Genomic DNA, 25,770 nt, shown 5'->3' with positions numbered 1-25,770 from the left:
ACACCTGCGCCTGGGGTTGTTTTGGTAAAATGCTTAAAAACAGAGTTTTGGGTTTTTGGCATCTTAATTTCTAGGAGGATTTGTGTACAGAGATATATTTCCTTAGAAAATTTTCAGCGCCACAAGCAACACCTAAAACTATGCTAAAGAACTACTTCAAAATGGCCTACCGCAACCTGATGCGGCACAAAGTCTTCTCGCTGATAAATGTGCTGGGCCTGGCACTCGGCATGACCTGTAGTATACTTATTTTGCTGTGGGTGCAGGATGAGGTGAGCTACAACCGCTTTCACAGGAACATCGATGACCTGTATCGGGTGATGGTTGTGCAGCATTATCCCGGAGGAGATGATTTTATAGGAGACGCAAACCCGGGGCCCTTAGCCGAAGCAATTGAAGAGGAGCTCCCGGAGGTAAAGCGGGCAGTTAGAATGACGAGCTGGGAGTGGAAGCAACTATTTGCTTATGAGGGGAAAGCTTTAAAAGTTAACGGCCGCTACACTGATGAGGAGTTCTTTGAGATGCTTTCTTTTCCGCTTTTACACGGAGATGCCCGGCACGTGCTAGCCGAACCAAACTCTGTGGTAATTTCGGAGAAGGTGGCGCGGCAGTTCTTTAGCTCCCCGGAAGAGGCGATGGGGAAGGTCTTTAAAATCGATAACAGCAAGAGCTATAAGGTAACCGGGATAATGGAGGACGTGCCCCAAAACTCTTCCATGCAGTTTGACTATGTGATGCCGGTAAGCGACTGGATTAACAGCCCCGGAAGCGAGTGGCTGATGAAGTGGGGCAACTATGCGCTGCGCACCTTTGTGCAGCTGCAGCCGGGCACCGACGTAGAAGAGTTCAACAAGAAGATCCGCACCGTTATCATCAACCACGAGAAGGAGTCAACGACAGAGGTGTTTGTGCAGGCCGTAAGCGACATGTATCTCTACAGCGATTTTCGGCCCGGTAAAGTTGGCGGCGGCAGGGTAGAAATGGTGCGGCTGTTTACGGTAGTGGCCATATTTATACTTGTTATTGCCTGCATCAACTTCATGAACCTGGCAACGGCCCGCTCGGCCAAGCGCGCCAAAGAAGTAGGCGTGCGTAAAGCTATCGGGGCGAACAAGGCGGCATTGGTTCGCCAGTTTATGGTGGAGTCGGTACTTATATCGGTACTGGCGCTGTTCGTGTCCGTGAACCTGCTAGGTATCCTGCTGCCCCACTTCAACGACCTGACCGGTAAGCTTATCGTGCTTGATTTTGCCGACCCATGGCTCCTGCTGATGCTCTTCGGCGTAGCAGTGCTAACGGGCGTGCTGTCTGGTAGCTACCCTGCCTTCTTCCTGTCCTCCTTCGACCCGGCGGTGGTGCTGAAAGGCACTGTGAAGCTAAGCAAGCGTGTCTCCGTGTTCAGAAAGGGCTTGGTGGTGTTCCAGTTTGTGCTTTCGGCGCTGCTGATCATCAGCACGTTGGTCGTGTACCTGCAACTGCACTTTATCCGCACTAAAAACATTGGTATGAACCGGGAAAACGTGGTGCTGCTGCCTATAGAAGGGGAGCTGAGTAAGCGCTACGATGTGATGAAAGAAGATCTGCTGAGGTTGCCCGGGGTAACAGAGGTTACCGCAGCAAATCAGAACCCTTTGATGGTCGGCAACTCCTCGGGTGGCATTGAGTGGGAGGGGAAAGACCCTAACACCGACATTTTGTTCAGCGTCCTAAAAACCGACTACGACTTTCTGGAAACAATGCAGGTGCAGCTAAAAGCTGGAAGAGCGTTTTCGGAGACGTTCGGCGCGGAGGAGACAAAGGCGATTATAAACGAAGAGGCTGCCAGGGTGATGCAGTTGCAGGAGCCTGTAGGGCAGTGGCTTAATGGTTGGGGCGATCGCTACACGATTGTAGGAGTCGTTAAAGACTTTCACACCAGCTCTGTGCACGCGCCTAAGCAGCCGCTTGTCATGATGCTGAACCGAGAGGAAGTAACCACAATTTTAGTACGCATTGCTTCCGGGCAAACGGCCGAGGTGCTGCCTGCCATGGAGAGCGTACTGAAAAAGCATAATCCGGCCTATCCCTTTGAGTACCACTTCCTGGATGAAGATTTTGAGAAGATGTACAAAGCAGAGGCTGTAATGGGCCAGCTAACGAAGTATTTTGCGGGCATTGCCATCTTTATCTCCTGCCTTGGCCTTTTTGGGCTAGCCTTATTCACGGCAGAGCAGCGCACCAAAGAGATAGGCGTGCGCAAAGTACTGGGAGCCTCGGTAGCAAGCATCGTTTACTTGCTCTCCAAAGACTTCCTGAAACTGGTGCTCATCGCCAACCTGGTCGCGCTGCCGCTGGGCTGGTACTTTATGAGCGGCTGGTTAAACGACTTTGCTGACCGCACTGATTTAAGCTGGTGGATCTTTGCGGTGGCCTTTACTGCTACCATCATCATTGCCATTCTTACCCTCAGCTTCCACGCCATTAAAACCGCTATCGCTAACCCGGTTAATTCACTCCGATCCGAATAAAGCAAAAGAAAATCTACTACTACAAAATAAAACTATAAACACATGATTCCTCAACTTAAAGCCTTGCCCCTTGCCGCTGTTATGCTGGTGGGTGGTGCAGCAATAGTACAGGCACAGCAGTTGCCAACCATCAAATCTAATGTGGAAAGCATTAGCTATGTACTCAACGGTACCGACAGGCACCCTGATTGGAAAATCTCGCCGAACCTGAAGCCGGACAGGCTGGAGGTGGAGTGCAAGCAGAAGAAGACCAAAGTCTCTTTTGTGACGGATGTTGACTCGATTGAATTTAACATCAAAGTAGGGGACACCGTGCAGTTTTACGTGCAGCAGGCAGGCCGGGAAAAAGCGCTGACAGAGATTGTTGGGTTGCCTAAAAACGTGAACTTCTCGAAGAAGTATATCCGTGAGAACGAAGGGAAGTTTGCGGTAGAGGTGCCGGAGGTGCATGAGCTGGCCAACATCCTGGTCGCTATTTCTACGGTAGGGCAGCAGGACTCTAACATGGTAGACATGACCACGCCCTACTACAAAGAGGTGATGGCGCACTTCGCACCATACAAAAACCACCCGGTAATGGAGGTGGTGAACAAGCACATTACCAAGCCCTTCGATAACAACAGCTACTGGTACTACTACGCCATGAAAATGAACGCCTGCGCGTACTCGTTCGACAAACAGGACAAGATCAAGAACGATGGTGTTATCCTCAAGATGGGGTTTGGTAACCAGGCTGATCCTATTGTAGCTAACCTCGCCTTGATTGAGGACTTTGCCAAGAAATCTAATTTCAGAGCGTTTTATCAGCAGCACCAGCCATATTATAACGAGTTGTTGCAGACTTACCGCACGCAAAACCCGATAGACCAGATGCAGGCCTGGCTGGAGAGCAAGTTTAAATTTAAGTATGGGAATTACCGCGTTACGTTCTCCCCGTTGATAGGTGGCGCGCACTCTACCAACCGCTTCGAAGATAACGGCTTTAATCAAACGATAATGTTTGTGCGCAGGGCTGACCTTGAGCCTACGTATAACGAGAAGGTAAACGAGATGCGCAACTCGCGTGTGGTGTTTACAGAGATCGACCACAACTTCATAAACCCAGTTTCGGAAAAGTATTTAGCACAGATAGACGAGGTGTTTGCCGACAGGGCAAAGTGGGTGAACGAAGTACAAGGCACCAGCGCCTACAGCTCTCCTTACAACGTGTTCAATGAGTACATGACCTGGGCGGTTTACTCGCTCTACTGCCTGGATAAGTTCTCTGCCGAGGATAATGCCTCTTTTATCCCTACCATGGAGTGGCAGATGGAGAACAGCCGCGGCTTTAAGAGGTTCGGGGACTTTAACCGGCAGCTCATCTCGCTCTACAAGGCAAACCCAAACATCAGCATGGATGAGTTGTACACCCAAATGCTAAGCTGGAGCAGAAACTTGCAGGCAAAGCTATAGCTGAACAAAAGCAGATGCTTTCCATTGTATCAAAGGCTTGGGAGCATCTGCACATTCATACTTTACCAGGCAGTAAAAGAGCACATTTACTGCATCCCTGCTGCTCTTCAACAAATCACAAATCTTGCAACCAATCAACAACTTGAAATGAAACTGACCCAAATTCCTTTCATTCTTCTACTTCTCTTGTGCGCTAACTTCGCCTATGCCCAAACCTGTGACTGTGAGTCTAACTTTGAGTGGGTGAAAAAGACGTTTGAAGAGAATGATGCCGGGTTTCGTTATGCCCTGGAGCAGAAAGGAACACAAGCCTACGAAGACCATAACAAGCGGACGTTAGCCAAAGTAAAGGCTGCCAAATCTCTCCCCGACTGTACGCCTATTCTATACGAGTGGCTGAAGTTTTTTAGGTCGGGCCATATCTCCATCCAACTGAAAGAAAACAGCAATAGCAACGCTACTGCCTCACAAACCAGCTTTGATAACTGGGAAACGCTGAAGGTAGATGTGCCGAAGTTTGAAAAGTACCTGGAGAAAAAGAAGCAGCACGACTACGAAGGAATATGGGTATCAGAACCGTACAAGGTAGGCATCAAGAAAGTGAAGGACGACTATATTGGTTTTATCATAGCGTCAGGTGCCGATACTTGGAAGAAAGACCAGGTGAAACTAAAAATCTCTACCAAAGATGGAAAGACAAAATCGACCTTCTACATGCGAGACCACAGTGCGGTGGAGTCCGACAATGTTGAAATGCTTGGCAAAAATGTACTGCAGCTCGGAAACTCTACGCTGAAAAGGGTGCTTCCGAAACTGGAGGATGAGAAAGAAATGGCAGACTATTTAAAATTGGTAGCAGCAAAAAAGCCTTACCTGGAAAGCCTGAACAGCCAAACGCTTTACATTAGAATCCCTTCTTTCAGGATGGAAAACAAGAAAGCCATAGACAGCCTGCTGCTGGCAAACAAGGACAAGCTACTGCAAACGGAAAACCTGATACTCGACATCAGAAGCGGAACCGGTGGCAGTGATGCCAGCTTTGCCGAGATCCTGCCGTTTATCTATACTAACCCAATCAGAACAGTTGGTGTTGAGTTTCTGTCCACGAAGCTAAATAACCAACGCATGCTCGACTTTGCCAATGACCCTAAGTATGGCTTAAGCGAAGAGACTATGAAGTGGGCAAAAGAGGCTTATGGAAAGCTGGTGGAACATCCTGGCGAGTTTGTTAACCTAAACGAGAACGTAGTCAGGGTAGAGAAGCTGGATACGGTTTATGCATACCCAAAAAATGTAGGAATCATCATTAACAACGGCAACGGCAGTACAGACGAGCAGTTTTTGCTGGCCGCCAAGCAAAGTAAGAAAGTGAAGCTCTTCGGCACCACTACTTTTGGGGTGTTAGATATATCAAACATGTATTTTGTTGCGTCGCCTTGCAAGGAGTTTGAACTAGGCTACAGCCTTTCCAGGAGCAGGCGCATCCCAGACTTCACAATTGACGGAAAAGGAATTCAGCCAGATTATTATTTAGATAATTCGATACCAAAGTATAAATGGGTGGAGTTTGTGAGCGGCGTTCTAAACGGGAAATAGGAGCAGCTGCCAGTTGCGGGTGCCGGGCGTTTTTCGTGCCGCCGGAGCCAGGCAAATGCAGGGAAGAGGTGGGGCGCTTGCAGTAAATTCTGGGTGCACATGAAACCCGCAGCGGTTGTATTGTGTTAAAGATGTACTTACACGGAAGGAAGTGTGCCATAAAATGTATACCTTTGTGGCATACTTCTTGAAGTATAAAACACAAGAACATCGTTCTTTAACTTAATGGGGATGACCGGAATTGACAGCTTGCGCAGATTGCGTGTAAGCATGCCGGGTGATGAACGTACCACCTGTCAAAAATTCGTTCGAACAATAACTGGCGAATCTAATTACGCCATGGCTGCCTAGTCTAGGTACTAAGCAATTGCCATAGTCTCGTGCAGGTTTCGTGAAACTGCTTGCACATTAGAGGCTTCGACTCGTTTTACTAGTCTGTGTAGCGGTGTGATGCACAGGCGAAACTTAAGCATCTAAGGAGTGCGCATAGGCTTGACCTAGGCCCGCAAACTCCCGACAATCCAACTAGCGTCTAAGCATGTAGAAAGCCCGACGATTTCCTTGTCTGGACCAGGGTTCGAATCCCTGCATCTCCACAACTATTTTAAAAAAGGGGCTCTTACGTAATGTAAGGGCCCCTTTTTGTTTTCTGGGTAAATCTATCCTGCGTGATGCGCAGGTCCACTAGGTAGAGGTTGTCGATCTAGCGTGTATCGCGCAGCACCAGGTGGTAGTGGCAATCTTCAGTAGCTGCTGAAGGTTCTCTAGTGGTAGTTTAGGTGATGCAGCCGTTAGCAGCTTGTGCGCCTCCTCCGGCTCCTACTCAAGCTTCTGCAGCGCCTCGTACGGCACCATCGGCTTCCGCGCTGGTCATCCTATATGTAGCCGTAACTCACACCGTACTGGCGGAAGGTCTGAACGAAGTTAGTCAGCACAAGCAGCATCATCTCGGCACTGCCCTTGCGGAAGTCGGAGAGTTTGTAGGCCGGTAATCCGCAGCCATCGGCCACCTCACCTTCGAAAAGCTCTTGGAGGGCCTTCTTTGATCAGGCGCTCCACCTCCTCCAGAAAAGGCTGCCGTATCTAGTCTTTATCACACATAAATTAGACTATCCTTATTAGACTACAGACTGCCCCAAACTTTTTGAAAAGTAGCGTTGTATCCATCTTGGATATATTGAGGCAAATCTGTTTCCTTAATCAAATCAAACTGTACAAAACAGTCGCTATATATAAGCATGTGGTGGTTATGAAGCCTGTCTTGCTCTTTGCTTTCGTACTTTGCTTTCTCTCTCGGAAAAATTCTATAGGTCTGTTTTAATCTCCTGTAGTGCTTGATAAAAAGCTTTCATTTTTCTGACTATTCCTTGCCATGTATTGCGTCGGTTGTATTGTCTGAATTGTTATCTATTGTTATTGCCAAAGTTAAGCCCCTGCTCTCAACAGAGGGGGAGTCTCCTTTTTCTAAATATGGTTAAGGATAGCTTGAGGCTATTCAGTCGGCTTTGCCTTTTTCATCTCCGTTTTTTCCTCTGCTATACTGACTACACTTTTTAACATTTCCTCTCTATCGTGTCTATTTATGTACCAGTCCTTGATAAGTATCTCAATCAAATTAATTAATACCTGTGCCTCTTTCGAGTCTACATCAACGATTACGTTGATGTCCTTCTCCATATGAGCTCCGATGTTTCCAATCTTCCTCGTCGCATCGATAGATGCCCATGTCATAGGATCTACTTTATCTTTTATTGCTTCAATCTCGTCGAAAAGTGTCCGTTTACTTACTCCGTAAAAGTTACGGATCATGCCTTGCAAGCACCTACGAGCAAGTGTGGCAGATGCTTTGGGGCTAAGATTACGAATTGCACAAGCTTCGTTATAGTCTTCTCTTACACCTAGAGGGACGTATTCTGGGAAAACCTTTGCAGAAGACTGTGGAACTAGCGGCCATGTTTGGAGAAGTTCTCCTTGTAACCATTTGGTCGCTTGTGGACTCCACACTTGAGCGTGTAGGATTGTGAAGAGTGAGTACTCTTTACATGTGTCATTAGGGCAAACAATCCATGCTGTTGTGAGCTGCCTCCTCCCGTGCTTATTTTCAATTAAAAGCGTAGACACACTTTCATAATAGTTAGCCTTATCAATGAAAACTTTATGGTCGCAAAACGGACAGGTCCATCTCATATGTTGTTAGTTAAGTTTGTTTTAAATATTTGGAAAGACTTAAAGTTGATTTTTTAATTCTAAAACAAATAGAGTTAAGTCTTCTTCTTTGCTAGCTATTATAGCGGAAAAGCCAGCGGCAAAAGATAAAGCAGGAAACCAAACTTGTGGAACGCGATGCCATCACAAAGCTTTACTTGTTAGGGGTGCCAGCATACAGGCGAGTCCTAAACAAAGTAGAGGTGCTGGTAGCTATAGGCTTGCTAGGACGTTAGCCGCACCGCTAGTCGCGCCAGGGCTTGTGCTTTTCCTGGAGCGTAAGCCTTATAGTGTAGGCAAAGTGCGAATCTGTTACTTGACCTATGTTTAGCGTCCTAATGTCTTCGATTCATACGTGGTATTTCCATATATTAGAAATCTGCTCAAACTCGTGTATAGATAGCTCTGTCGTATCAGCACCTATCTTCTTGATATAAGTTACTATTCTAACTTCTGGTTATTCTTCTGTCATGAAAGATGTTTGTTTTATAGCTGGAACAATATGTATAGCAATATATGAAATATCATTTATTGTTGTGGTGCTTTTTTTAGTTAAAGCCCGCCGGCGTGTTTAAGAACAAGTACTTTTCTCAATTCGATTTTCGTGGAGACATCAACACAAACGCACCCCGCCTGCACCGGCTTTCGTTACTAAAATCCAATCAAACTGACGCACTGCATGCCGTACAAACCAACCAAGGACGAACTGGCCGCCGCTGTAGGGCTAACAGTGCCCGATGTAATTGCCCCGGACCTGAAGGTGCTGTTCTGTGGCATAAACCCGAGCGTGTACACAGCTGTGGTGAAGTACAACTTTGCGCGCCCCGGCAACCGTTTCTGGCCAACCCTGTTTGCCGCTGGCTTTACCCCCAAACTGTTTCTGCCGGAAGAGCAGCAGGAGCTTTTGCCCCTGGGCTATGGCATTACCAACGTGGTAGACAGGGCCACCGTAGCCGCCGCCGATCTGAGCAAAGAGGAGCTGAGGCTGGGAGGGGAGCAGCTGGTGCAGAAGGTGCACGAGTATAAACCGCAGGTGCTGGCCCTGCTCGGGATCTCCGTTTACCAGGCAGCCTTCGGGCAGAAGAGCAGCGGTGTGGGCCTGCAGGGGCTGATGATCGGTACCACACAAGTATGGGTGCTGCCTAACCCCAGTGGCCTCAACGCACATTTCCCGCCCCGGCGACTGGCCGAAGTATACCGTGAGCTGCGGGCGTATGTGGGGTAGGAGGGGGTAACGAAGCACAAAAGGCGCTTGGCCGGGTGCCCGCGTATTTTGGGTAAAAGAAGCGCCCGCACACCTTGGCCCCGGCTGAGCAGGGCAATGTGTGCGGGCGCTGTTGCTGAGCGTGTATGCGTTAGGCTACCGCTGTGGCTTTGTCCAGGCGGGCCAGCAGGAGCTGGTCTTCGGCCTCCAGCAGCTCGTCCAGCATAATCACCTGCCGCTCCAGCTCGCCTTTAAAGATGGCGGGCAGTTGCTGCTTGTAGTACTGGATGCCCTGCTGCAGGTTCTCCCAGAAGGCCTGCAGAGACTTGTACTGTTTGTCGGTAAGGGTATGTAACTGCTCCTCCTTCTTATTCTTCCAGTAGGCAATGTACATCTGCAGCTCGTTTACAAACATGTGGGGCCGGTACGTGCTGTTCAGGGCGTTGAAGCGACCGTAAATGTGGCCCACCATCTCCTGCAGCTTAAAGATACCCGAAAAGTAAGCCAGGTTGGGGCCGGGGCAGATGGAGACCGCTTTGGTTGCGGCTTTTTTGCTGATGTTGTACAGCTGCGCCGCCGAGTTGGCCAAGCCTTCGCAGAGGCACTCTTTGGCCAGCACCTTGGCTTCTTCGGTGATGTAGGTAAGGGTATCGAGCTGCTGGGCCTGCAGCTGCTCCAGCTTGCGGCGCTGGTACTTGCGCGAAGCCGTGCAGATGGGCTCTTCCGTGAACTCGGTGCTGGACACCAGGTGCTTTTTTACGCAGGGGCTGCCCGGCTTTCCGCGCTCGGCACGCTCCTTTTTAAGGAGCTCGTTGGAGCTGTTGCGGAGCGTGTTGAACGGCACCCCCAGCGGGGAGATCGGGCTTAAGTACAGGTCTTCTGCCTTCGCCGCCGCCAACTGCTGCAGGGTGGGCTCGTCCACGGTGGTTGCCTCCGGCACAAGCAGGAAAGGCGTTCCCCAGCCGGTGGCGTCGGCCCCGTAGTGCTCCTTCAGAAAAGTATGCTCCTCCGCCGTTCCAATGCCGCCCTGCACCGTTAGCTTCTGCGCCGGGATATCGACCGGCACGTGCATGCCTTTGGCTGCGAGTGCAGCGCTGAACAGGCTGTAAAGCTCCAGGCGCAGCGCCTCGCGGTTCTGTTTAAACTCCTCCAGGATGGGGCCGATCAGGTAGCCGTCGGTGGCAAAGGCATGGCCGCCGCAGTTCAGGCCCGACTCCACCCTGAACTCCGACACCCATAGGCCCTTTTTCGCCAGTATCTTGCCCTGCACCATCGCCGAGCGGTAGTCGCTCACCTTGATCACTATCTTTTTGGCCAGCGTACCTGCCGCGTCAGGGTAAAAGCAGGGGAAGTGCTCCATGTAGCCGTACAGCCGCATGTTCATGCCCGCCGAGAAAACGACAGAAGAGCGCACTGTGCTGTTCGCAAAGCCGCGCAAGCCCGCCATGGCGTCCGAGTACTCCTGTGGCAGCGGCTCTCCGTCGGCGCCGTAGTTGGTTTTGTCCAGCTTCGTCATGATGTTCACATCTATGCTCCCGGGCACCAGGCTATCCACCAGCTCGCCCTGCAGGTGCGCCCTTCTGAACGGGTCGTTGGTGTAGAGCATCTCCAGGTAGTGTTCCTTTTGCATAGCGCTTTTCGGGAGCATCTGGAAGTACTTTGTCAGGTCAGAGTCAGGGGTAAACTCCTGGTCCGCCATTTCAACCATTTGCTGTGCAACAAGCTCATCCAGCAGGTTGAGGTAAGCCGTTACACGTTTTGCGCGGTAGTCCTCCTCTTTGGTGGTGATGGGCACGAAAGGCTTTCCGTACTTGCCGCTGTAGTATTCGCGCATCTGCTCCAGCAGGCCGTCGTCGCTGAGCGATACCACCGAGGAGATCCCGAAGCGCGCCACCTTCAGCGGTGAGTCAACTGAAAAAGCAAGGCCCATAACGGGTATGTGAAATTCATGAGGTGAGGTGTGTGCCATGTCGTGTACTGGTAAAGTGTAATGGTTTTTGAGTTTTAGCGAAGCCCCCGCCTGCTGCAGAGCAGAAAGGTGCCACAGGGCAGCTGCCAGAAGCATGGCAGAATCTCTCTGTCTGCCCCGGCACTTTTTACAGCGCTGGGGCCCGAAGCTTCAGTAGCTGGAAATAAAGCTGAAAGGTATAGCAGGCAAAAGTGCCGGGGTATGAGCAGGCTCAGCTGCAAACATGATCTGCATCATTGCCAGTTAGCAAAAAGCAGCTATAGCACAGGTAAGGAAGGGCTTCGGATGTAAGAAACGCGCAGGCTGGGGGAGGAGAATAGCGGCGTAAAAAGCACTGCATCGGGTGGTCAGGGCGCAGCAGGGAAAAGAGTTTGGAGAGGCAAAGGCAATGTTTTGGAAGGGAAAGCCGTGCATGCTTGTGCTGTAGGCAGGCGACAAAGCAGAGGGGGAGCTGCTTAGCTCCCCCCTTTGTTGTTCTGCGCCCATTCCAGCAGCTGCCGGCAGCGCGCGCTCAGCCATGCGTGGCCGCTGCCGGAGGTAGTGTCGGGTTCAAACAGCTTAGAGCCGAGCCCCACCGCCTTCACGCCGGCGGAGAACCACTCGTGTATACTTTCGGCCGTGGGCGCCACGCCGCCGGTAGGCATAAACAGGAGGTCCGGGAACAGGGCTTTGATGGCCTTCAGGAACTCCACGCCCAGCACACTGCCCGGAAACAGTTTCACCAGCTGTGCCCCGGCCTTCTCTGCCTGTGCAATCTCCGTGGGAGTCATGCAGCCGGGTATCCAGAGCAGTTCGTGGCGCTGCACGGTCTGCGCAACGGCGGCATCCATAATGGGGCACACGATGAAGTCTGCACCTGCCGCTATGTAGGCCTCTGCCCTGGCACTGTCTTTTATGGTGCCGATGCCCAGCTTCAGGTCAGGGTAGCGCGCCTGGGCCAGTTCTTTTAGTACCTTAAAATTATCGAGCGCCGCTGCGCCCCGGTCTGTAAACTCAAATACCCGGATGCCGCCTTCGTAGCACGCGCTAAGCACAGCCTTGCACTCCTCCGGATTGCTGTTATAGTACACGGGTATGGTGGGCGTTGCCAGTATCTGCTGCAGTGCCTGTCTTGTATCGGTTGCCATAGTTGATGAAGTATAAATTGTTAGGCCTCGGCAGAAGCCATGTGTGCTTTTATTTGCGTTACGGTGTGCTTGCCAAAGTCTCCGGAAACAAAGAGCTTCTGAAACGCGGCGGAAGTGGCAAAGTCAACCACGGCCTGGCCGTCCAGCTGCTGGTAGAGGCCGTAAATCAAACCTGCCATAAAGGCGTCGCCGCTCCCGATCCGATCCACCAGCTCCTGTGTTTCGTGCGTTGCGGAGGTGTAGTGCCGGGTGCCGTGGTGGTAGGTGCCGTAAAAGAGGTTGTGGTTCGGGCTGTCCATAAACCGGAAGGTGAAGGCCACATGCCTGCACTGCGGAAACTGCTGCTGTATGTCGGCGGCGGCCTGCGCTGCATGCCGGAGGTAAGTCTGCTGCTCTGTTTCGCGGCCTAGGCCTGCGGCAAGGGGAGTGCCCAGCATGGTGTGGGCGGCCCAGATGTTGCCCATAACCACATCACACAAAGCCACCAGCTCCGGCATAACCTCCCGCGGCGATTGGCCATAGTCCCAGAGGCGGTTCCGGTGGTTGAGGTCCACTGATACCGTCAGCCCCAGTTTCCTGGCGGCGGTAAGCGCCTCCTTGCACAGGGCCGCCGTGTTTGCGTTAAGGGCAGGGGAGATGGCGCTCCAGTGAAACCAGGTATAGCCTTGCAGCAGGCTTTCCCAGTCGAGCTGCCCGGGCGCGAGCTGGCTGAAAGCGGAGTGCTTTCTATCGTACACCACCTGCCCGGTGCTCAGGCCGTTGGCTGTCAGCAGAAAGTACAAGCCCATGCGGTCTCCCTGCCTGAGGACCGGGCTGGTGTCAACGCCGCAGTTCGCCAGCTCGGTGAGGGCCCTGGTGGCCAGCTCGTTTTCAGGCAGGCAGCTAAAGTAAGAGCAGGGCAGCTGCCAGCGGCCCAGGGCGGCCGCCACGTTGGCTTCTGCGCCGCCCGGGTGCATCTGCATCAGGCCCTCCGTGGGTTCCTCTGCACCCTTGGCTGCGGAGGCCACGCGCCAGAGGAGCTCCCCGAAGGTCAGTATCTTTCCATTCTTCATGTATAGGTCAGTTGGAGTGGGGTAAAAACAGCGGGAGCCTGTGAGGCACTGCCAGCGTAAACCTGACCGGCCCTACAGGCTCCCGCCGATATGTCATTTAAAAGGCTGTTGCCTTGTTTGCAGCAGGCCTATACGTTGCTTTGGCCTGCCAGAGCGGGCTCCTCTGGTACCAGCTCTGATTTTTTTCTCCAGAGCGCCTCCATGTCTTCCAGCTTCCGGCCCTTGGTTTCAGGCACAAACTTCCAGACAAACAGGATCGTTACCACGCACATCGCGCCGTACAACCAGAAGGGGAAACCACCGTGGAAGTTGTCCATCAGGAAGGAGTTGCCCATCATCATCGGGAAGGTTTGGCTAACGGCGAAGTTGGAGATCCACTGGGCCGCCACCGCAATGGCCATGGCCCTGCCGCGGATCTGGTTCGGGAAAATCTCCGAAAGCAGCACCCACACCACCGGGCCGAGCGACAGCGCAAAGCTGGCGATGTAGCCCAGCATGAAGATCAGGATCCAGCTATCGGTAATCTGCAAGTAGGCGGTGGTGCCCACTGCCGTAATACAGATGCCCATGCCCAGCGAGCCGTAGATCATCAGCGGCTTTCTGCCCAGGCGGTCCACGGTAAGTATGGCTATCACGGTAAAGACCAAGTTAACGGCGCCTACCACAATGGTCTGCAGCAGAGCAGTGTCTGTGGTGCCTCCGCCCAGCTGGCTAAAGATTCTTGGGGCATAGTACAGGATCACGTTTATACCTGTGATCTGCTGAAAAACGCTCAGCATGATGCCGATAAACACGACCCAGCCGAAGCCCTGGCCAATGATCCTGACCTTAGGCAGGGCCCGGTCCTGGTGCAGCGAGTGCTTGATCTCGGCCAGCGCTTTCTTGGCGTAGCCCGGGTTCATGATCCTGGAGAGCACCGTGTCTGCCTGTTGCTCCCGGCCCACCAGCATAAGCCAGCGCGGGCTCTGCGGCACAAACAGCAGCAGCAGGAAAAACAGGGCGGCAGGGATGGTTTCGCTGCCGAACATCCAGCGCCAGCCCGTTTCTACGTTCCAGGCGGCATCGCCCTGCATGGCGATGCCGTAGTTCACGAAGTACACCACCAGCATACCGAACACAATGGCAAACTGGTTAAGCGACACCAGCCGGCCGCGCAGGTGCTCCGGTGCGATCTCGGCAATGTACATCGGCGACAGCATAGAGGCGATACCCACGCCCACCCCGCCTATGATGCGGTAGACAATGAACTCGGTGAAGGTGTCGGGAATGGCGGAGCCGATGGCTGAGATCGTGAACAGCAAAGCCGCTGCAAGCAGGCCGGGCTTACGCCCAAACCTGTCTGCGAGCCAACCTGCTATGGCGGCACCTCCAATGCAGCCCACCAGCGCGCTGGACGCTGCCCAGCCTTCCTGCACATCGTTCAGGTCAAAGTACGTCCTCAGCGACCCGATGGCCCCCGAGATAACGGCGGTGTCATACCCAAAGAGCAGCCCGCCCAGCGTTGCCGCCAGCGTAATGCCCACGATGTAGGGCAGGTTCATGGCGGTGTGGTTCGATTGGTTTTCCATAGAGGAATCTTTTTATGGTTACAGTATGCCTACAATGGCTTAGATGTACCTGTTGATCAGGTTTTCCAGGTACTCCTGGCGGCCGCTTCTTACTTCTGGCTCGCCCTGCTCCGCCGCATAGTTGCGCAGGTCCTCCAGGCTCAGCTTGCCTTCTTCAAACGCTTTGCCCTTGCCGCTGTCGAAAGAGGCGTAGCGCTCCTCGCGGATCTTTCTGTAGTCAGACTTCTGCAGGATGTTGTCTGCCGTGATCAAGGCTCTGGCGAAGGTGTCGGCGCCGCCGATGTGGGCATAGAACAGGTCGGCAGGGTCTGTGGAGTTTCGGCGGATCTTGGCGTCGAAGTTAATGCCGCCTCCTTTCACGCCACCGGCATCCAGGAACACCAGCATGGCCTCCGTCAGCTCGTTGAGGTTGTTGGGGAACTGGTCGGTGTCCCAGCCGTTCTGGTAGTCGCCGCGGTTGGCGTCGATAGAGCCCAGCAGACCGGCGTCGGAGGCCACCTGCAGCTCGTGCTGGAAAGTATGGCCGGCCAGCGTGGCATGGTTCACCTCGATGTTCAGCTTAAAGTCGTCCAGCAGGTCGTACTGGCGCAGGAAGCCGATTACCGTGGCCGCGTCGTAGTCGTACTGGTGCTTGGTTGGCTCCATCGGCTTCGGCTCAATAAAGAAGGTGCCTTTAAAGCCTTGTTTGCGCGCATAGTCCTTGGCCGTGTGCAGGAACTTGGCAAAGTGCTCCTGCTCGCGCTTCATGTTCGTGTTCAGCAGCGTCATGTAGCCTTCGCGGCCACCCCAGAACACGTAGTTCTCGCCGTTCAGGGCAATGGTGGCATCCAGGGCGGCTTTCACCTGCGCCGCCGCATGCGTCAGCACATGGAAGTCGGGGTTGGTGGAGGCGCCGTTCATGTAGCGGCTGTGCGAGAACACGTTGGCGGTGCCCCACAGCAGCTTTACCCCGGTCTCCTGCTGCTTCTGCTGCGCATATTCCACCATCGTCTGCAGCCTGCGCTCGTTCTCGGCAACGTTGTCGGTGTAGTCCACCACGTCCACGTCATGGAAGCAGTAGTAAGGCATGCCTATTTTGGTGATGAACTCGAAGGCCGCATCCATCTTGTCTTTGGCTCTGGCGATCGGGTCCGCCTTCTCGTTCCAGGGAAACTTAAGGGTCGGGCCGCCGAAAGGGTCAGAGCCGTCTGCGTTAAAGGAGTGCCAGTAGGCCACGGCGAAGCGCAGGTGGTCTTTCAGGGTTTTGCCCGCCACCATGCGGTTCTCGTCGTACCAGCGGTACGCCAGCGGGTTGTCAGACTCCGGGCCCTCGTACTTAATCTTGTCAATGCCCTTGAAGTATTCTGTCTGGGTTAAGGTGTTATTTGCCATAAAGTTAGATAGTTTACCTTGTTTTATAGTTGAGGTTAGTTTTGATTCAGTTGTTTCTCCAGCAGCGCTTTCCACTCCTGGTAGGCCGGTTCGTACTGCTCCATCGCCCGCGGCTCGACCACCTGCAGCTTCTTGCTGTTGGTGAAGGCCTCTTCCTCAGAGCTGAAGGCCTTTACGCCGATACCGGCGCCCAGGGCGGCGCCCACGCTGCCGTCGTTCTGGTACAGCTCCACCGGCACGTGGGTGGCGTTCACAAAGGCCTCTGTAAAGGTCTTGCTCAGGAACAGGTTGGCTTTGCCCGCCCGGATAATGCTCGGGTTCATGCCGCTCTCGCGCATAATGTCCAGCCCGTAGCGGAAGGCGAAGGCAATGCCCTCCTGCACAGCCCGGAACATGTGCGCCCGGGAGTGCAGGTTCAGGTCTATGTTGTGGAAGTGCGTGCCGACGATCTTGTTGTTGAGCATGCGCTCAGCGCCGTTGCCGAACGGGATGACCCGCAGGCCGTTGCTGCCGATGCTGACGCTGCCGGCCAGCTCGTTCATGTCGCTGTAGCTTAGGCCTGCACCGGCCGTGTTCCTGATCCAGCGGTTTATGCTGCCCGTGCCGTTGATGCAGAGCAGCACGCCCAGGCGCTTTTGCTGCTCCCCGTAGTTTACGTGGGCAAAGGTGTTCACCCGCGACTGAGGGTCGTAGATCAGTTTGTCGCTCACGCCGTAGATCACGCCGGAGGTGCCGGCCGTTGCGGCTACCTCTCCCGGCTTCAGCACGTTGAGCGAAAGCGCGTTGTTCGGCTGGTCGCCGGATTTGTAGGTAACCGGTATGCCTGCCTTCAGGCCCAGCTCGTCTGCCACATCCTGCTGCACCGTGCCGTGCTCCGAGAATACCGGGTTGATCTCCGGGATAAGGGACTTCTCAAATTTATAGTAGTCGAGCACATCGCCCGAGAGCTGATCCTCCTTGAAGTCCCAGAACACACCTTCCGAGAGCGCCGAAACGCTGGTGGTGATGCTGCGGGTCAGTTTCATGGCCACAAAGTCGCCGGGGAGCATGATCTTATCGATGTTGTAGTACAGCTCCGGCTCGTTTGCCTTTACCCACGCCAGCTTGGAGGCCGTGAAGTTGCCCGGTGAGTTAAGCAGGCGCGACAGGCTTTTCTCTTCGCCGATAGCCTTAAAGGCCTTGTTACCGATCTCCACGGCGCGGCTGTCGCACCAGATGATGGAGTTGCGCAGCGGCTGCTGCTCCTTGTTCACCACCACCAGGCCATGCATCTGGTAGGCGATGCCAATGGCGCCAATGTCCTTTGGGTTGTACACGCCTGTGGCATTGGCTTTGTGTATGGCTGCCTTGGCGTGTTCCCACCACATCTCCGGCGATTGCTCGGCCCAGCCCGGCTTGGGGGAGATAATGTCCGACTCCTCTTCGGGGTACTGCGCCGAGGCCAGGCAATCCTGTGTTTGTGCATCTACCACAGATACTTTGATAGATGATGTTCCTATATCTATACCTAATAAAAGCATATACTATTGAGCAGGTGAGTTTGTAGAGACAGAGTTTAATACCGCTTCAAAGGCCGGTTTCGGGTTGTAGTTGCGGTCAAAGAGCAGCGGATGGCTGGTGCGCCCCTGTATGGGCCAGTCGTTCAGCCAGGAGTTCGCATCGGTCACGCCCCAGAAAGTAACGCGGCTGATCTTGTCGCGGTGCTTGTGAAAGAGCGCAAAGATGTCGGCGTAGCGCCGGGCAAGTTGCTGCTGCACGGAGTCCGGCAGGCCGTTGGTGTACACGTTATACTTCTCGTCGAAGTCGAAGGTCGCGTCGATGTCGGCGCCGTTGCGGTTGCTTGGGTTCGGCAGCACGTCGATGTCGAGCTCTGTGATCATTACCTTCCCCAGCTTTGAGAAAGCCAGGATGCTTTCCTCGATCTGCCCGATGGAGGGATGCTCCAGCCCCCAGTGCCCCTGCATGCCGATGCCGTCTACCTGCACGCCTTGGCGCTGCAGGTGCTGCACCAGGCGAATGGCACCGTCGCGCTTGGCCGGTTTCCAGAGGTTATAGTCGTTGTAGTAGAGCTCCGCGTCCGGGGCGGCCTTATGTGCCAGGCGGAAGGCCTTCTCCAGGTACTCCTCCCCGATGATGCTGTGCCACTTGGATTCGCGCAGGGTGCCGTCGTCGTTCAGTGCCTCGTTTACCACATCCCAGCCGTCGACCCTGCCTTTGTAGCGTCCGGCCACGGTGTTGATGTGGTCTTCCATGCGCTGTAGCAGGGCCTCTTTGCTGGCGGGCTTGCCCTTGCCGTCTTCAAACACCCAGTTCGGCGTCTGGTTGTGCCAAACCAAGGTATGGCCCACGACGAACATGTTGTGCTTCTCGCCCAGGGCCACGTACTCGTCGGCTGGCCCAAAGGTATACTCCCCCGGCTGCGGGTGCACAGAGCCCCACTTCAGCAGGTTCTCCGGGCTGATGGTGTTAAACTGCCGGGTAATAATAGCGGTGGCTTTCGCGTCTTTGCCGCTGGCCTGGTAGCCGTTGAGCGCCGCGCCCACATGAAAGTCCTGCTCAAAAGCATCCTTTAGGGAAGCAGGCGCGGTGGCAGCCTGCTCCTGTGCTGCTTCCTCCGTGGCAGCAGGCTGTGCCTCTGTGCAGCCGAATGCGATGGCCGCGAGCAGAAGCGAGGAGGCGAGTAAGGCGTTGTGTTTTTTCATGATCCGGTTTTGAACGGTGAAAGACAGGGTAAAAGCAGGCGGTAAGCTACCGGGGCAAAGCATGCCGCTTTGCAGCCGGTAGCGTGCGGTTACAGCGCTAAAACCCGATCGAGTTGCCCCCATCTACAGGAAGCACGGTGCCTGTTACGTACCTGGCGCCCTCTGTGGCGTAGTAGTAAACGGCTTCTGCCACATCGGCTGGTGTGCCTAATTTGCCCATCGGCGTGCGCGACAGCACCTTGTTCTTGCGCTCCGGGTCGTTGTCAAGCGCCTTGGCCGACATGTCGGTGGCGATAAAGCCGGGAGCAACGCAGTTTACCCGTATGCCTTGCGGCGACAGGTCCACGGCCATGGAGCGGGTCATGCCCTCGATAGCCGTTTTAGAGGCCGTGTAGGCGATCACTTTCGGAATGCCGTACTGGGCCGCCATGGAGCTGATATTGACGATTGCCCCGCTCTGGTGCGGCAGCATGGTTTTTACCACCTCACGGCTGAGGGCAAACACGGCTGTCACGTTGGTAAGTATAATCCGCTGGAACTCTTCGTCGGTTACCTCTGTAAATGGCTTCTTCATGTTAATGCCCGCGTTGTTGACCAATATGTCGATCTTGCCGTGCTCCTGCTCCAGGTTGGCAACGAGGGTCGGAATCCCTGCCAGGTTCGTCAGGTCGAAAACGACATAAGAGCACAGGCTGCCGAACTTCTCCTTGGCCGCCTGCAGCTTCTGCTCGTTTCTGCCGATGATGATCGTGCGGATATTTTGCTGCACAAATTTCTCTGCGATGGCATAGCCCAAGCCGGATGCCCCGCCTGTTACAAGGGCCGTTTTCGTCGCTGCGTTAGAATTAGAATCCATAGATAAGTGTGTTGTATGTTTATATGCCCGGAACAAACTGCGGGTCCAGGCTCATGTAGTAGTCCAGGGTATGCGCCGGTTTTTCCAAATCCTGCGGTATCGGCCTTTTAGAGAATGTCTGGAAGTACAGCAGGCAGGCATCGCGCCACCACGCCGCCTCCTGCTCCTGTATCGCCAGGAACTGCTTCACATGCGAGAAGCGCTCCCGGTCCACCATGCCCTCCAGGCTGTCCCATGTCTTTTGCATCTGGCGCACCGAGTCTACGCCGCTGCTGTAGCGGTAGCAGAGCTCGTTCCAGAGCGTTCTGCCCGAGTTTACCTGATGGTCCCAGTCCACGTGGTGGAACCAGAGCAGGTACTTTTCGGGGCACCGTTTCAGGCTGCCAAACTCTTTGGCGACAGGGGGGAAGTACTGGTTGACGGCGTTGCTGCCGGAGGCAGTGCGGTCAAAACCGATCCCCTTTTCGTCGGCGCGGTGGTAGTACACGGAAGTCCAGTCGGCGCGGTGCTTGTCCTTGATCCAGGGACCGGGGCCGTAGTGGTGCGACCAGCCCATGATGTGGTGCAGCCCAAGCGGGGTCATGTAGTTTACCACGGCCTCATGCGAGTTCATCATCATGTTCTTTACCGGTGCCACAAACTCCTGCTCGCCGGTGAAAGTCATTTTGATCCACTCGTCTGCAATGGCTTCGGGGGAGAGGGCATGGTCCCAGGCGAGGCGGCCGAAGGAGTACCAGTTGGCCTGCCCGAACTGGTGGCCGGTCCAGTTGCGGTCGGTGCCGATGTTGGCTACGCCTGCTATACCGGTCAGCCGATGCTTGTCAACAGAACCGTCGACCACTTTGGCAACCGTGGTGCCTTTGCCCTTCGCGTAGGTGTCAGACGCCAGCGTTTCTTTGTACATGGGGGAGAGGTAGGCCAGCGTGGTGCCCTGCCCCAGGTACTCCTGCGTGATCTGCAGCTCCAGCATCAGCGGTGTCTTCGGCATAGCGCCGAAAAGCGGATGGAAGGGCTCGCGCGGCTGAAAGTCGATGGCCCCGTTCTTCACCTGTACCAGCACATTGTCTCTGAACTGGCCGTCCAGCGGCTTAAACTCGTTGTACGCCTGCTTGGCGCGGTCATCGGGCTCATCTTCGCTGTAAACGAAGGCGCGCCACATCACAATGCCCTTATGCGGGGCGACGGCATCGGCCAGCATGTTGGCGCCGTCTGCGTGTGTTCTGCCGTAGTTCTGCGGCCCTGGCTGCCCCTCTGAGTTTGCCTTCACCAAAAAGCCGCCGAAGTCCGGGATCAATGTATAAATCTCGTCTGCCTTCTGTTTCCACCAGGCCTGTACCTGCGGGTCCAGCGGGTCGGCCGTTTTCAGGCCGCCGATCTCGATGGGGGCGCTAAAGCGGGCGGTTAAGTATACTTTCAGGCCGTAGGGGCGGAAGGCGTCTGCCAGTGCGGCTACTTTTTTAAGGTAATCCTGGGTAAGCACCAGGGCGTTGGCATTCACGTTCGTCAGCACAGTGCCGTTGATGCCGACAGAAGCGTTGGCCCTTGCATAGTCGAGGTAGCGCTGGTCTATGTAGCCCGGGAGGCGGTGCCAGTCCCAAAGCGAAAAGCCGGAGTAGCCGCGTTCTACGGTTCTGTCCAGGTTGTCCCAGTGGTTCAGCACGCGGTGTTTGATTTTAGGGCTGCTCGCGAGCGATAGCTTCCCGATGTCCTGCTGTGTCTGTAGCAGCCGCAGAAAATGAAAGCTTCCGTACAGCACGCCGATGTCGGTGTTGGCGGCGATAACGGTGTACTGCTTTCCGTCTTTAGCGGTGGTGAGCAGCAGGTAGCCTTCCTCCCCGAGCGGCTTTAGCCTGGCCGCTGTGGCCAGTTCTTTTACAAGGGCAGAGCCGGAAGGGGTGCCGGCCACCAGTATGTTTTGCTTCGTGGGGCTCTTTACAGCCGCTAATGGCTGGCCCAGCAAGCTGCTAAGCCCTGTTTGCAGTTCCTGTTGCGCCACCGTAAGGGTGGGCGAGTTCCCCTGTACAACCAGTTCGTTCAGTGCCTGGCGGTAGGCCTGCAGCCGGGCGGCATCCTGCACCTGCTCATACCTTTGCCACAGCCTATAGCCATCTTCGGCCAGCAGCCGGTGGTTTGCGGATAACAAAAATAACAGGAGCAGTAAAAGGGAAACAGGCTTTCGCTTCATGCTGTGTACGTTTGGTAGTGAAACAAGGGGTTTAAGAGCTGCACAGGGGGCTTAGGGCGCAACAGCGCCTGTCGCCCCGGTTCTTGTCGTGGACTCGCGCACAACCAGCTCGGAACGGAGCGTGATCGTGTTCGTGAGGCTTACATCTGACATGCCGTCCAGGTAGTTGATAAGGCTCCTGACGGCTACTTCGCCCATTTCATTGCCCGGGTAGTCCACGGACGTCAGGTTTGGTTCAATCACCCGGGTAATGGGGTCGTTGTTGAAGCCTACCACGGCGATGTCTTCGGGTATGCGAACGCCGGCTTGCTTGAGTGTCTTCACGCAGCTGACGGCGCAGTTGTCGTTGGCTACAAAAATGCCGTCCGGTCTCGGGTTCATCTGCAGGATCTGCTTGGCAGCCTGTATGCCCGCCTCTTCGTTTAGGTTCGTTGTGATAACGGAGGACTCGCTGAAAGGCAGGTCGCTGTCCATTAAGGCGTACTTAAAGCCCTTGAGTCTGTCTTTGTATACATTCACCTTCAGGTTGCCGCTGATGTGCACGATATTGCTGCAGCCCTGCTCCACCAGGTGGGCGGTGGCCTTGTAGGCGGCCTGTATGTTGTCTATCACGATGCTGGTGCACTTCTTATGCTCCGGCACCCTGTCGTAGAAAAGCACCGGAATGCCCTTGCTGAAGAAAGGCTCAAAGTGGTCTATGTTCTCTGTGTCGTAGGCAATGGACACCAGCAGGCCGTCTACCCGGTTGTCGAACATGGTTCTCGCGTTGGCGATCTCCTTCTGAACCGTTTCCAGTGACTGGCTTATGATCAGGTTGTAGCCTGCCTCGTTCGCCACCTTCTCCATGCCTGCCATCACACAAGACTGAAAGTTACTGTCCAGCCGGGGTACGATCACCCCAATCGTGTTGGTGCGCTGCTTTCTGAGCTTGCTGGCAAAAGTGTTAGAGCGATACCCCATTTGGCTGGCCACGTCAATAATCTTCTGCTTTGTGTTCTTGTTAACCGCAGGGTGGTTGTTCAGGCCTCTACTCACCGTGGTGGGGGAAATGGACAACTCTTTTGCTATATCATAAATGGTTACTTCTTTCTCCATGATAATTTTTTTGTAACGATGCCTGCCGAATTTAAGTAATGCAACCGATTGCAATGCTATTCTGCGATATAATCCGTAATTAATCGAGTTAAAGTTGCGACAGTGAGCGCTTAGTCACCACAATGTACAGCATTTTTTTTGCAATGCGTCATTTTTGGGTAGAAAAATATACTTATGCGGTCATGTATTCCTGTTTTCTGATGCTGGCTTGGTATTAAAGAAGGTGATTTTGATACTTTTTGCAGCTTGTACGGCTTTGTTGGAAAAAAAAGTTTCTGCAATCGGTTGCGAAAGTAAAAAATATGTTTGATGTTTACAGTGTGGTAAGGAAGCACTCACTACTAGTTGAGCAGTAGAGTGCTTCGGTAAGTACGAAGAGGATTGGCTCCCTTAAATCGGTTCTCTTTGCAGTGTGAAGAAACAGGCAATGCTTTGATGTGTAGCCTGTTGCGGAGCAAGACACCATAAAATGATCTGAAGCTAAAAGTTGATAAACGAAACGAAGTTGGCGAAGACAGGAAAAACAGCATTGACAGGAGGAGTGGCTCGGAGCCTAGCATGCGTACTTGCGCTTTTGTTCGCAATCGGGTGCAGGGCGCAGGAGCTGCCTGTTTACAAAGATGTGTCGAAGCCCGTGGACCTGCGGGTGAAGAGCCTGCTCTCACAACTGACGCTTGAGGAGAAGGCGCAGCAGATGACCAGCAGCTCGCCTGCTGTTGAGCGCCTGGGGATTCCTGCCTATGACTGGTGGAATGAGGCGCTGCATGGCGTAGGGCGCGCAGGTGCGGCCACTGTGTTTCCGCAGGCCATTGGCCTCGGGGCCACCTTTGACGAGGACCTGGCCTTTAGAGTGGCCAGCGCTGTTTCGGATGAGGCGCGCGCCATGTACAATGCCGCTGTGGCACGCGGCCATCGCCAAAAGTATGCCGGCCTGACCTTCTGGACCCCCAACGTGAACATCTTTCGGGACCCGCGGTGGGGAAGGGGGCAGGAGACGTACGGCGAAGACCCTTACCTTACCTCCGTGCTGGGTGTTGCCTTTGTGAAGGGCCTGCAGGGGACGGATCCCAACCATTTAAAAGTGGCGGCCTGCGCCAAGCATTACGCCGTGCACAGTGGGCCGGAGCGGCTGCGGCATGAGTTTAACGCGCAGGCATCTGTCAAGGACATGCGCGAAACGTACCTGCCGGCTTTTAAGGCCCTGGTGGAGGCAGATGTGGAGGCTGTAATGTGTGCATACAACGCCACCAACGGGGAGCCTTGCTGCGGAAACGACTTTTTGCTGAATGATGTCCTGCGCCGGGAGTGGGGATTTAAGGGGCACGTGGTTTCAGACTGCGGAGCCCTTGCTGACTTTTATAAGGGCCATGCTGTTGCCGCAAACGCTGTAGAGGCGGCGGCCCTGGCACTGAAAAGGGGGGTAAACCTGAACTGCGGCGATGTATACCCCAGCCTGGTGGAGGCTGTAAAGCAAGGGTTGGTCACAGAGGAGGAGATTGACGGGGCTCTGGCCACGCTCCTGGCGACGCGGTTTAAGCTGGGCATGTTCGACCCGGCAGGCACAAATCCTTATGAGAGCATCCCAGCAACCGTAGTAAACAGCAAAGCCCACAGGGCGCTGGCCAAGGAGGCAGCCCTGAAGTCTGTGGTGATGCTGAAGAACAATGGCGTGCTGCCGCTGCAGAACAACCTGCCGCGCTACTTTGTGGTTGGCCCCAACGCCGCCAGCATCGATGCACTGCTCGGCAACTACTATGGGGTTAACCCTAACATGGTTACCATACTGGAGGGGCTTACGGCGCAGATCAGCCCCGGAAGCCAGCTGCACTACAAGCCGGGCACGCTGCTGGACAGAGAAAATGTAAACCCGGTGGACTGGACAACAGGCGGGGCAAAGACATCCGACGCTACCATTGTTGTGCTGGGGCTTACAGGGGTGCTGGAAGGGGAGGAAGGCGAATCCATTGCTTCGCCCCACTACGGTGACCGCCTGGACTATAACCTCCCGGAAAACCAGCTCGACTTTCTGAGGAAGCTTCGCGAAGGACATACAAAACCAATCATAACAGTTATTACCGGGGGTAGCCCCATGAACCTGTCGGAGGTGCACGAGCTTTCGGACGCGGTGCTGCTGGCGTGGTACCCGGGGGAAGAAGGCGGCAACGCCGTAGCGGATATCATCTTTGGGGCAGCCTCCCCCTCTGGCAAACTGCCGGTTACCTTTCCTAAATCGCTGGACCAGCTGCCGGCTTACGAAGACTACAGCATGGCAGGCCGGACCTACCGCTACATGCAGGCAGAGCCAATGTATCCTTTTGGCTTTGGCCTGAGCTACGCCAGCTTCAGGTATAGCGACATGAAACTGGCGTCCGCCAAAATCAGGAAAAACCAAGCCCTTACCCTGGAAGCCACGGTGACAAACGACGGAGAACACGAAGGAGAGGAAGTCGTGCAGCTTTACCTGACTGATGAGCAGGCAAGCGCTGCCGTGCCGCTCTACTCCCTGAAGGCTTTTCGGCGGGTGAAGCTGGAGCCTGGGGCCTCTGCAAAAGTGGCCTTTACCGTTACGCCGGAAATGATGGAGATGGTGGATGAGCACGGGCAGCGGAAAATAGAGCCGGGGCGGTTCAAGGTTTTTGTGGGCGGCGCGGTACCCGGCAAGCGCAGCGAGGCCCTCGGGGCAGGCAGGCCGGCAGAAGCGACTTTTACTGTGAAATAACTACATGCGGCATAGCACGGCCCTCTCCGTTCGGTGGTGCCTGCTAGGAGAAACTATACACCTTAAAGCAGTTCTAATCAAAATTCTAGCACTTATGAAATGTGATTTTACACTAAATCTCAAACTGTTGACCAGGCGGGTACGTGTACCGGAGGTCATAAA

General features: G+C 54.4%; 16 protein-coding genes and 1 other RNA gene. 6 read left to right on the top strand and 11 right to left on the bottom strand.

Features of this window, described 5'->3' with window-relative positions:
* The first annotated feature begins 140 nt into the window (after window positions 1-140).
* The 4 genes from CA264_RS14100 to ssrA all read left to right on the top strand — a co-directional run bounded on the left by CA264_RS14100 (window position 141) and on the right by ssrA (window position 6,154).
* Window positions 141-2,507 (top strand): ABC transporter permease, encoded by a 2,367-nt coding sequence (locus tag CA264_RS14100; RefSeq protein ID WP_025608036.1) that lies wholly within the window; start codon window positions 141-143, stop codon window positions 2,505-2,507.
* A gap of 42 nt (window positions 2,508-2,549) precedes the next feature.
* Window positions 2,550-3,959 carry a DUF4932 domain-containing protein gene (locus CA264_RS14095; RefSeq protein WP_084196237.1) on the top strand — a complete coding sequence of 470 codons (1,410 nt, stop codon included), beginning with the start codon at window positions 2,550-2,552 and terminating at the stop codon, window positions 3,957-3,959.
* Between the two features lie 147 nt (window positions 3,960-4,106).
* Window positions 4,107-5,555: a S41 family peptidase gene (locus CA264_RS14090; protein WP_036776223.1), complete on the top strand. Its 1,449-nt coding sequence runs from the start codon at window positions 4,107-4,109 to the stop codon at window positions 5,553-5,555.
* Window positions 5,556-5,782: 227 nt separating this feature from the next.
* Window positions 5,783-6,154, top strand: a transfer-messenger RNA (tmRNA) gene (ssrA, locus tag CA264_RS14085).
* A gap of 892 nt (window positions 6,155-7,046) precedes the next feature.
* On the opposite strand, the gene CA264_RS14080 is transcribed toward ssrA, so the two are convergent.
* Window positions 7,047-7,742: a DUF4145 domain-containing protein gene (locus tag CA264_RS14080; protein ID WP_025608033.1), complete on the bottom strand. Its 696-nt coding sequence runs from the start codon at window positions 7,740-7,742 to the stop codon at window positions 7,047-7,049.
* Window positions 7,743-8,439: 697 nt separating this feature from the next.
* Between CA264_RS14080 and mug the strand changes: the two genes are divergently transcribed.
* Window positions 8,440-8,985 (top strand): G/U mismatch-specific DNA glycosylase, encoded by a 546-nt coding sequence (gene mug, locus CA264_RS14075; protein ID WP_025608032.1) that lies wholly within the window; start codon window positions 8,440-8,442, stop codon window positions 8,983-8,985.
* Between the two features lie 130 nt (window positions 8,986-9,115).
* On the opposite strand, the gene CA264_RS14070 is transcribed toward mug, so the two are convergent.
* From CA264_RS14070 to CA264_RS14025, 10 genes are all read right to left on the bottom strand, one after another.
* Window positions 9,116-10,933 carry a nitronate monooxygenase family protein gene (locus CA264_RS14070; RefSeq protein WP_025608030.1) on the bottom strand — a complete coding sequence of 606 codons (1,818 nt, stop codon included), beginning with the start codon at window positions 10,931-10,933 and terminating at the stop codon, window positions 9,116-9,118.
* Between the two features lie 455 nt (window positions 10,934-11,388).
* Window positions 11,389-12,060: a beta/alpha barrel domain-containing protein gene (locus tag CA264_RS14065; protein ID WP_025608029.1), complete on the bottom strand. Its 672-nt coding sequence runs from the start codon at window positions 12,058-12,060 to the stop codon at window positions 11,389-11,391.
* Between the two features lie 20 nt (window positions 12,061-12,080).
* Window positions 12,081-13,112, bottom strand: coding sequence for a sugar kinase (locus CA264_RS14060; RefSeq protein ID WP_025608028.1), 1,032 nt, complete (start codon window positions 13,110-13,112; stop codon window positions 12,081-12,083).
* A 128-nt stretch (window positions 13,113-13,240) separates the two neighbouring features.
* Window positions 13,241-14,680, bottom strand: a complete 1,440-nt coding sequence (gene xylE / locus CA264_RS14055; protein ID WP_211233400.1) for a D-xylose transporter XylE — start codon at window positions 14,678-14,680, stop codon at window positions 13,241-13,243.
* A gap of 39 nt (window positions 14,681-14,719) precedes the next feature.
* The gene (xylA, locus tag CA264_RS14050) at window positions 14,720-16,051 is read right to left on the bottom strand and encodes a xylose isomerase (RefSeq protein ID WP_025608026.1); all 1,332 of its coding nucleotides are present in this window, start codon (window positions 16,049-16,051) and stop codon (window positions 14,720-14,722) included.
* 35 nt (window positions 16,052-16,086) lie between these two features.
* A complete protein-coding gene (locus tag CA264_RS14045) occupies window positions 16,087-17,571 on the bottom strand; it encodes a xylulokinase (protein ID WP_025608025.1) in 1,485 nt (494 codons plus the stop codon).
* Between the two features lie 3 nt (window positions 17,572-17,574).
* Window positions 17,575-18,753 carry an endo-1,4-beta-xylanase gene (locus CA264_RS14040; RefSeq protein ID WP_025608024.1) on the bottom strand — a complete coding sequence of 393 codons (1,179 nt, stop codon included), beginning with the start codon at window positions 18,751-18,753 and terminating at the stop codon, window positions 17,575-17,577.
* A gap of 97 nt (window positions 18,754-18,850) precedes the next feature.
* Window positions 18,851-19,609, bottom strand: coding sequence for an SDR family NAD(P)-dependent oxidoreductase (locus CA264_RS14035; RefSeq protein ID WP_025608023.1), 759 nt, complete (start codon window positions 19,607-19,609; stop codon window positions 18,851-18,853).
* 19 nt (window positions 19,610-19,628) lie between these two features.
* Window positions 19,629-21,794: an alpha-glucuronidase family glycosyl hydrolase gene (locus CA264_RS14030; protein WP_025608022.1), complete on the bottom strand. Its 2,166-nt coding sequence runs from the start codon at window positions 21,792-21,794 to the stop codon at window positions 19,629-19,631.
* A gap of 51 nt (window positions 21,795-21,845) precedes the next feature.
* Window positions 21,846-22,889, bottom strand: coding sequence for a LacI family DNA-binding transcriptional regulator (locus CA264_RS14025; protein ID WP_025608021.1), 1,044 nt, complete (start codon window positions 22,887-22,889; stop codon window positions 21,846-21,848).
* 574 nt (window positions 22,890-23,463) lie between these two features.
* On the opposite strand from CA264_RS14025, the gene CA264_RS14020 reads away from it, so the two are divergent.
* Complete coding sequence (locus CA264_RS14020) at window positions 23,464-25,608, top strand: glycoside hydrolase family 3 N-terminal domain-containing protein (RefSeq protein ID WP_119570447.1); 2,145 nt, start codon at window positions 23,464-23,466, stop codon at window positions 25,606-25,608.
* Window positions 25,609-25,770: the final 162 nt, after the last annotated feature.

The organism is Pontibacter actiniarum, assembly GCF_003585765.1.
Classification (GTDB): Bacteria; Bacteroidota; Bacteroidia; order Cytophagales; family Hymenobacteraceae; genus Pontibacter; species Pontibacter actiniarum.
This window is presented reverse-complemented; position numbering and strand designations above follow the sequence as displayed.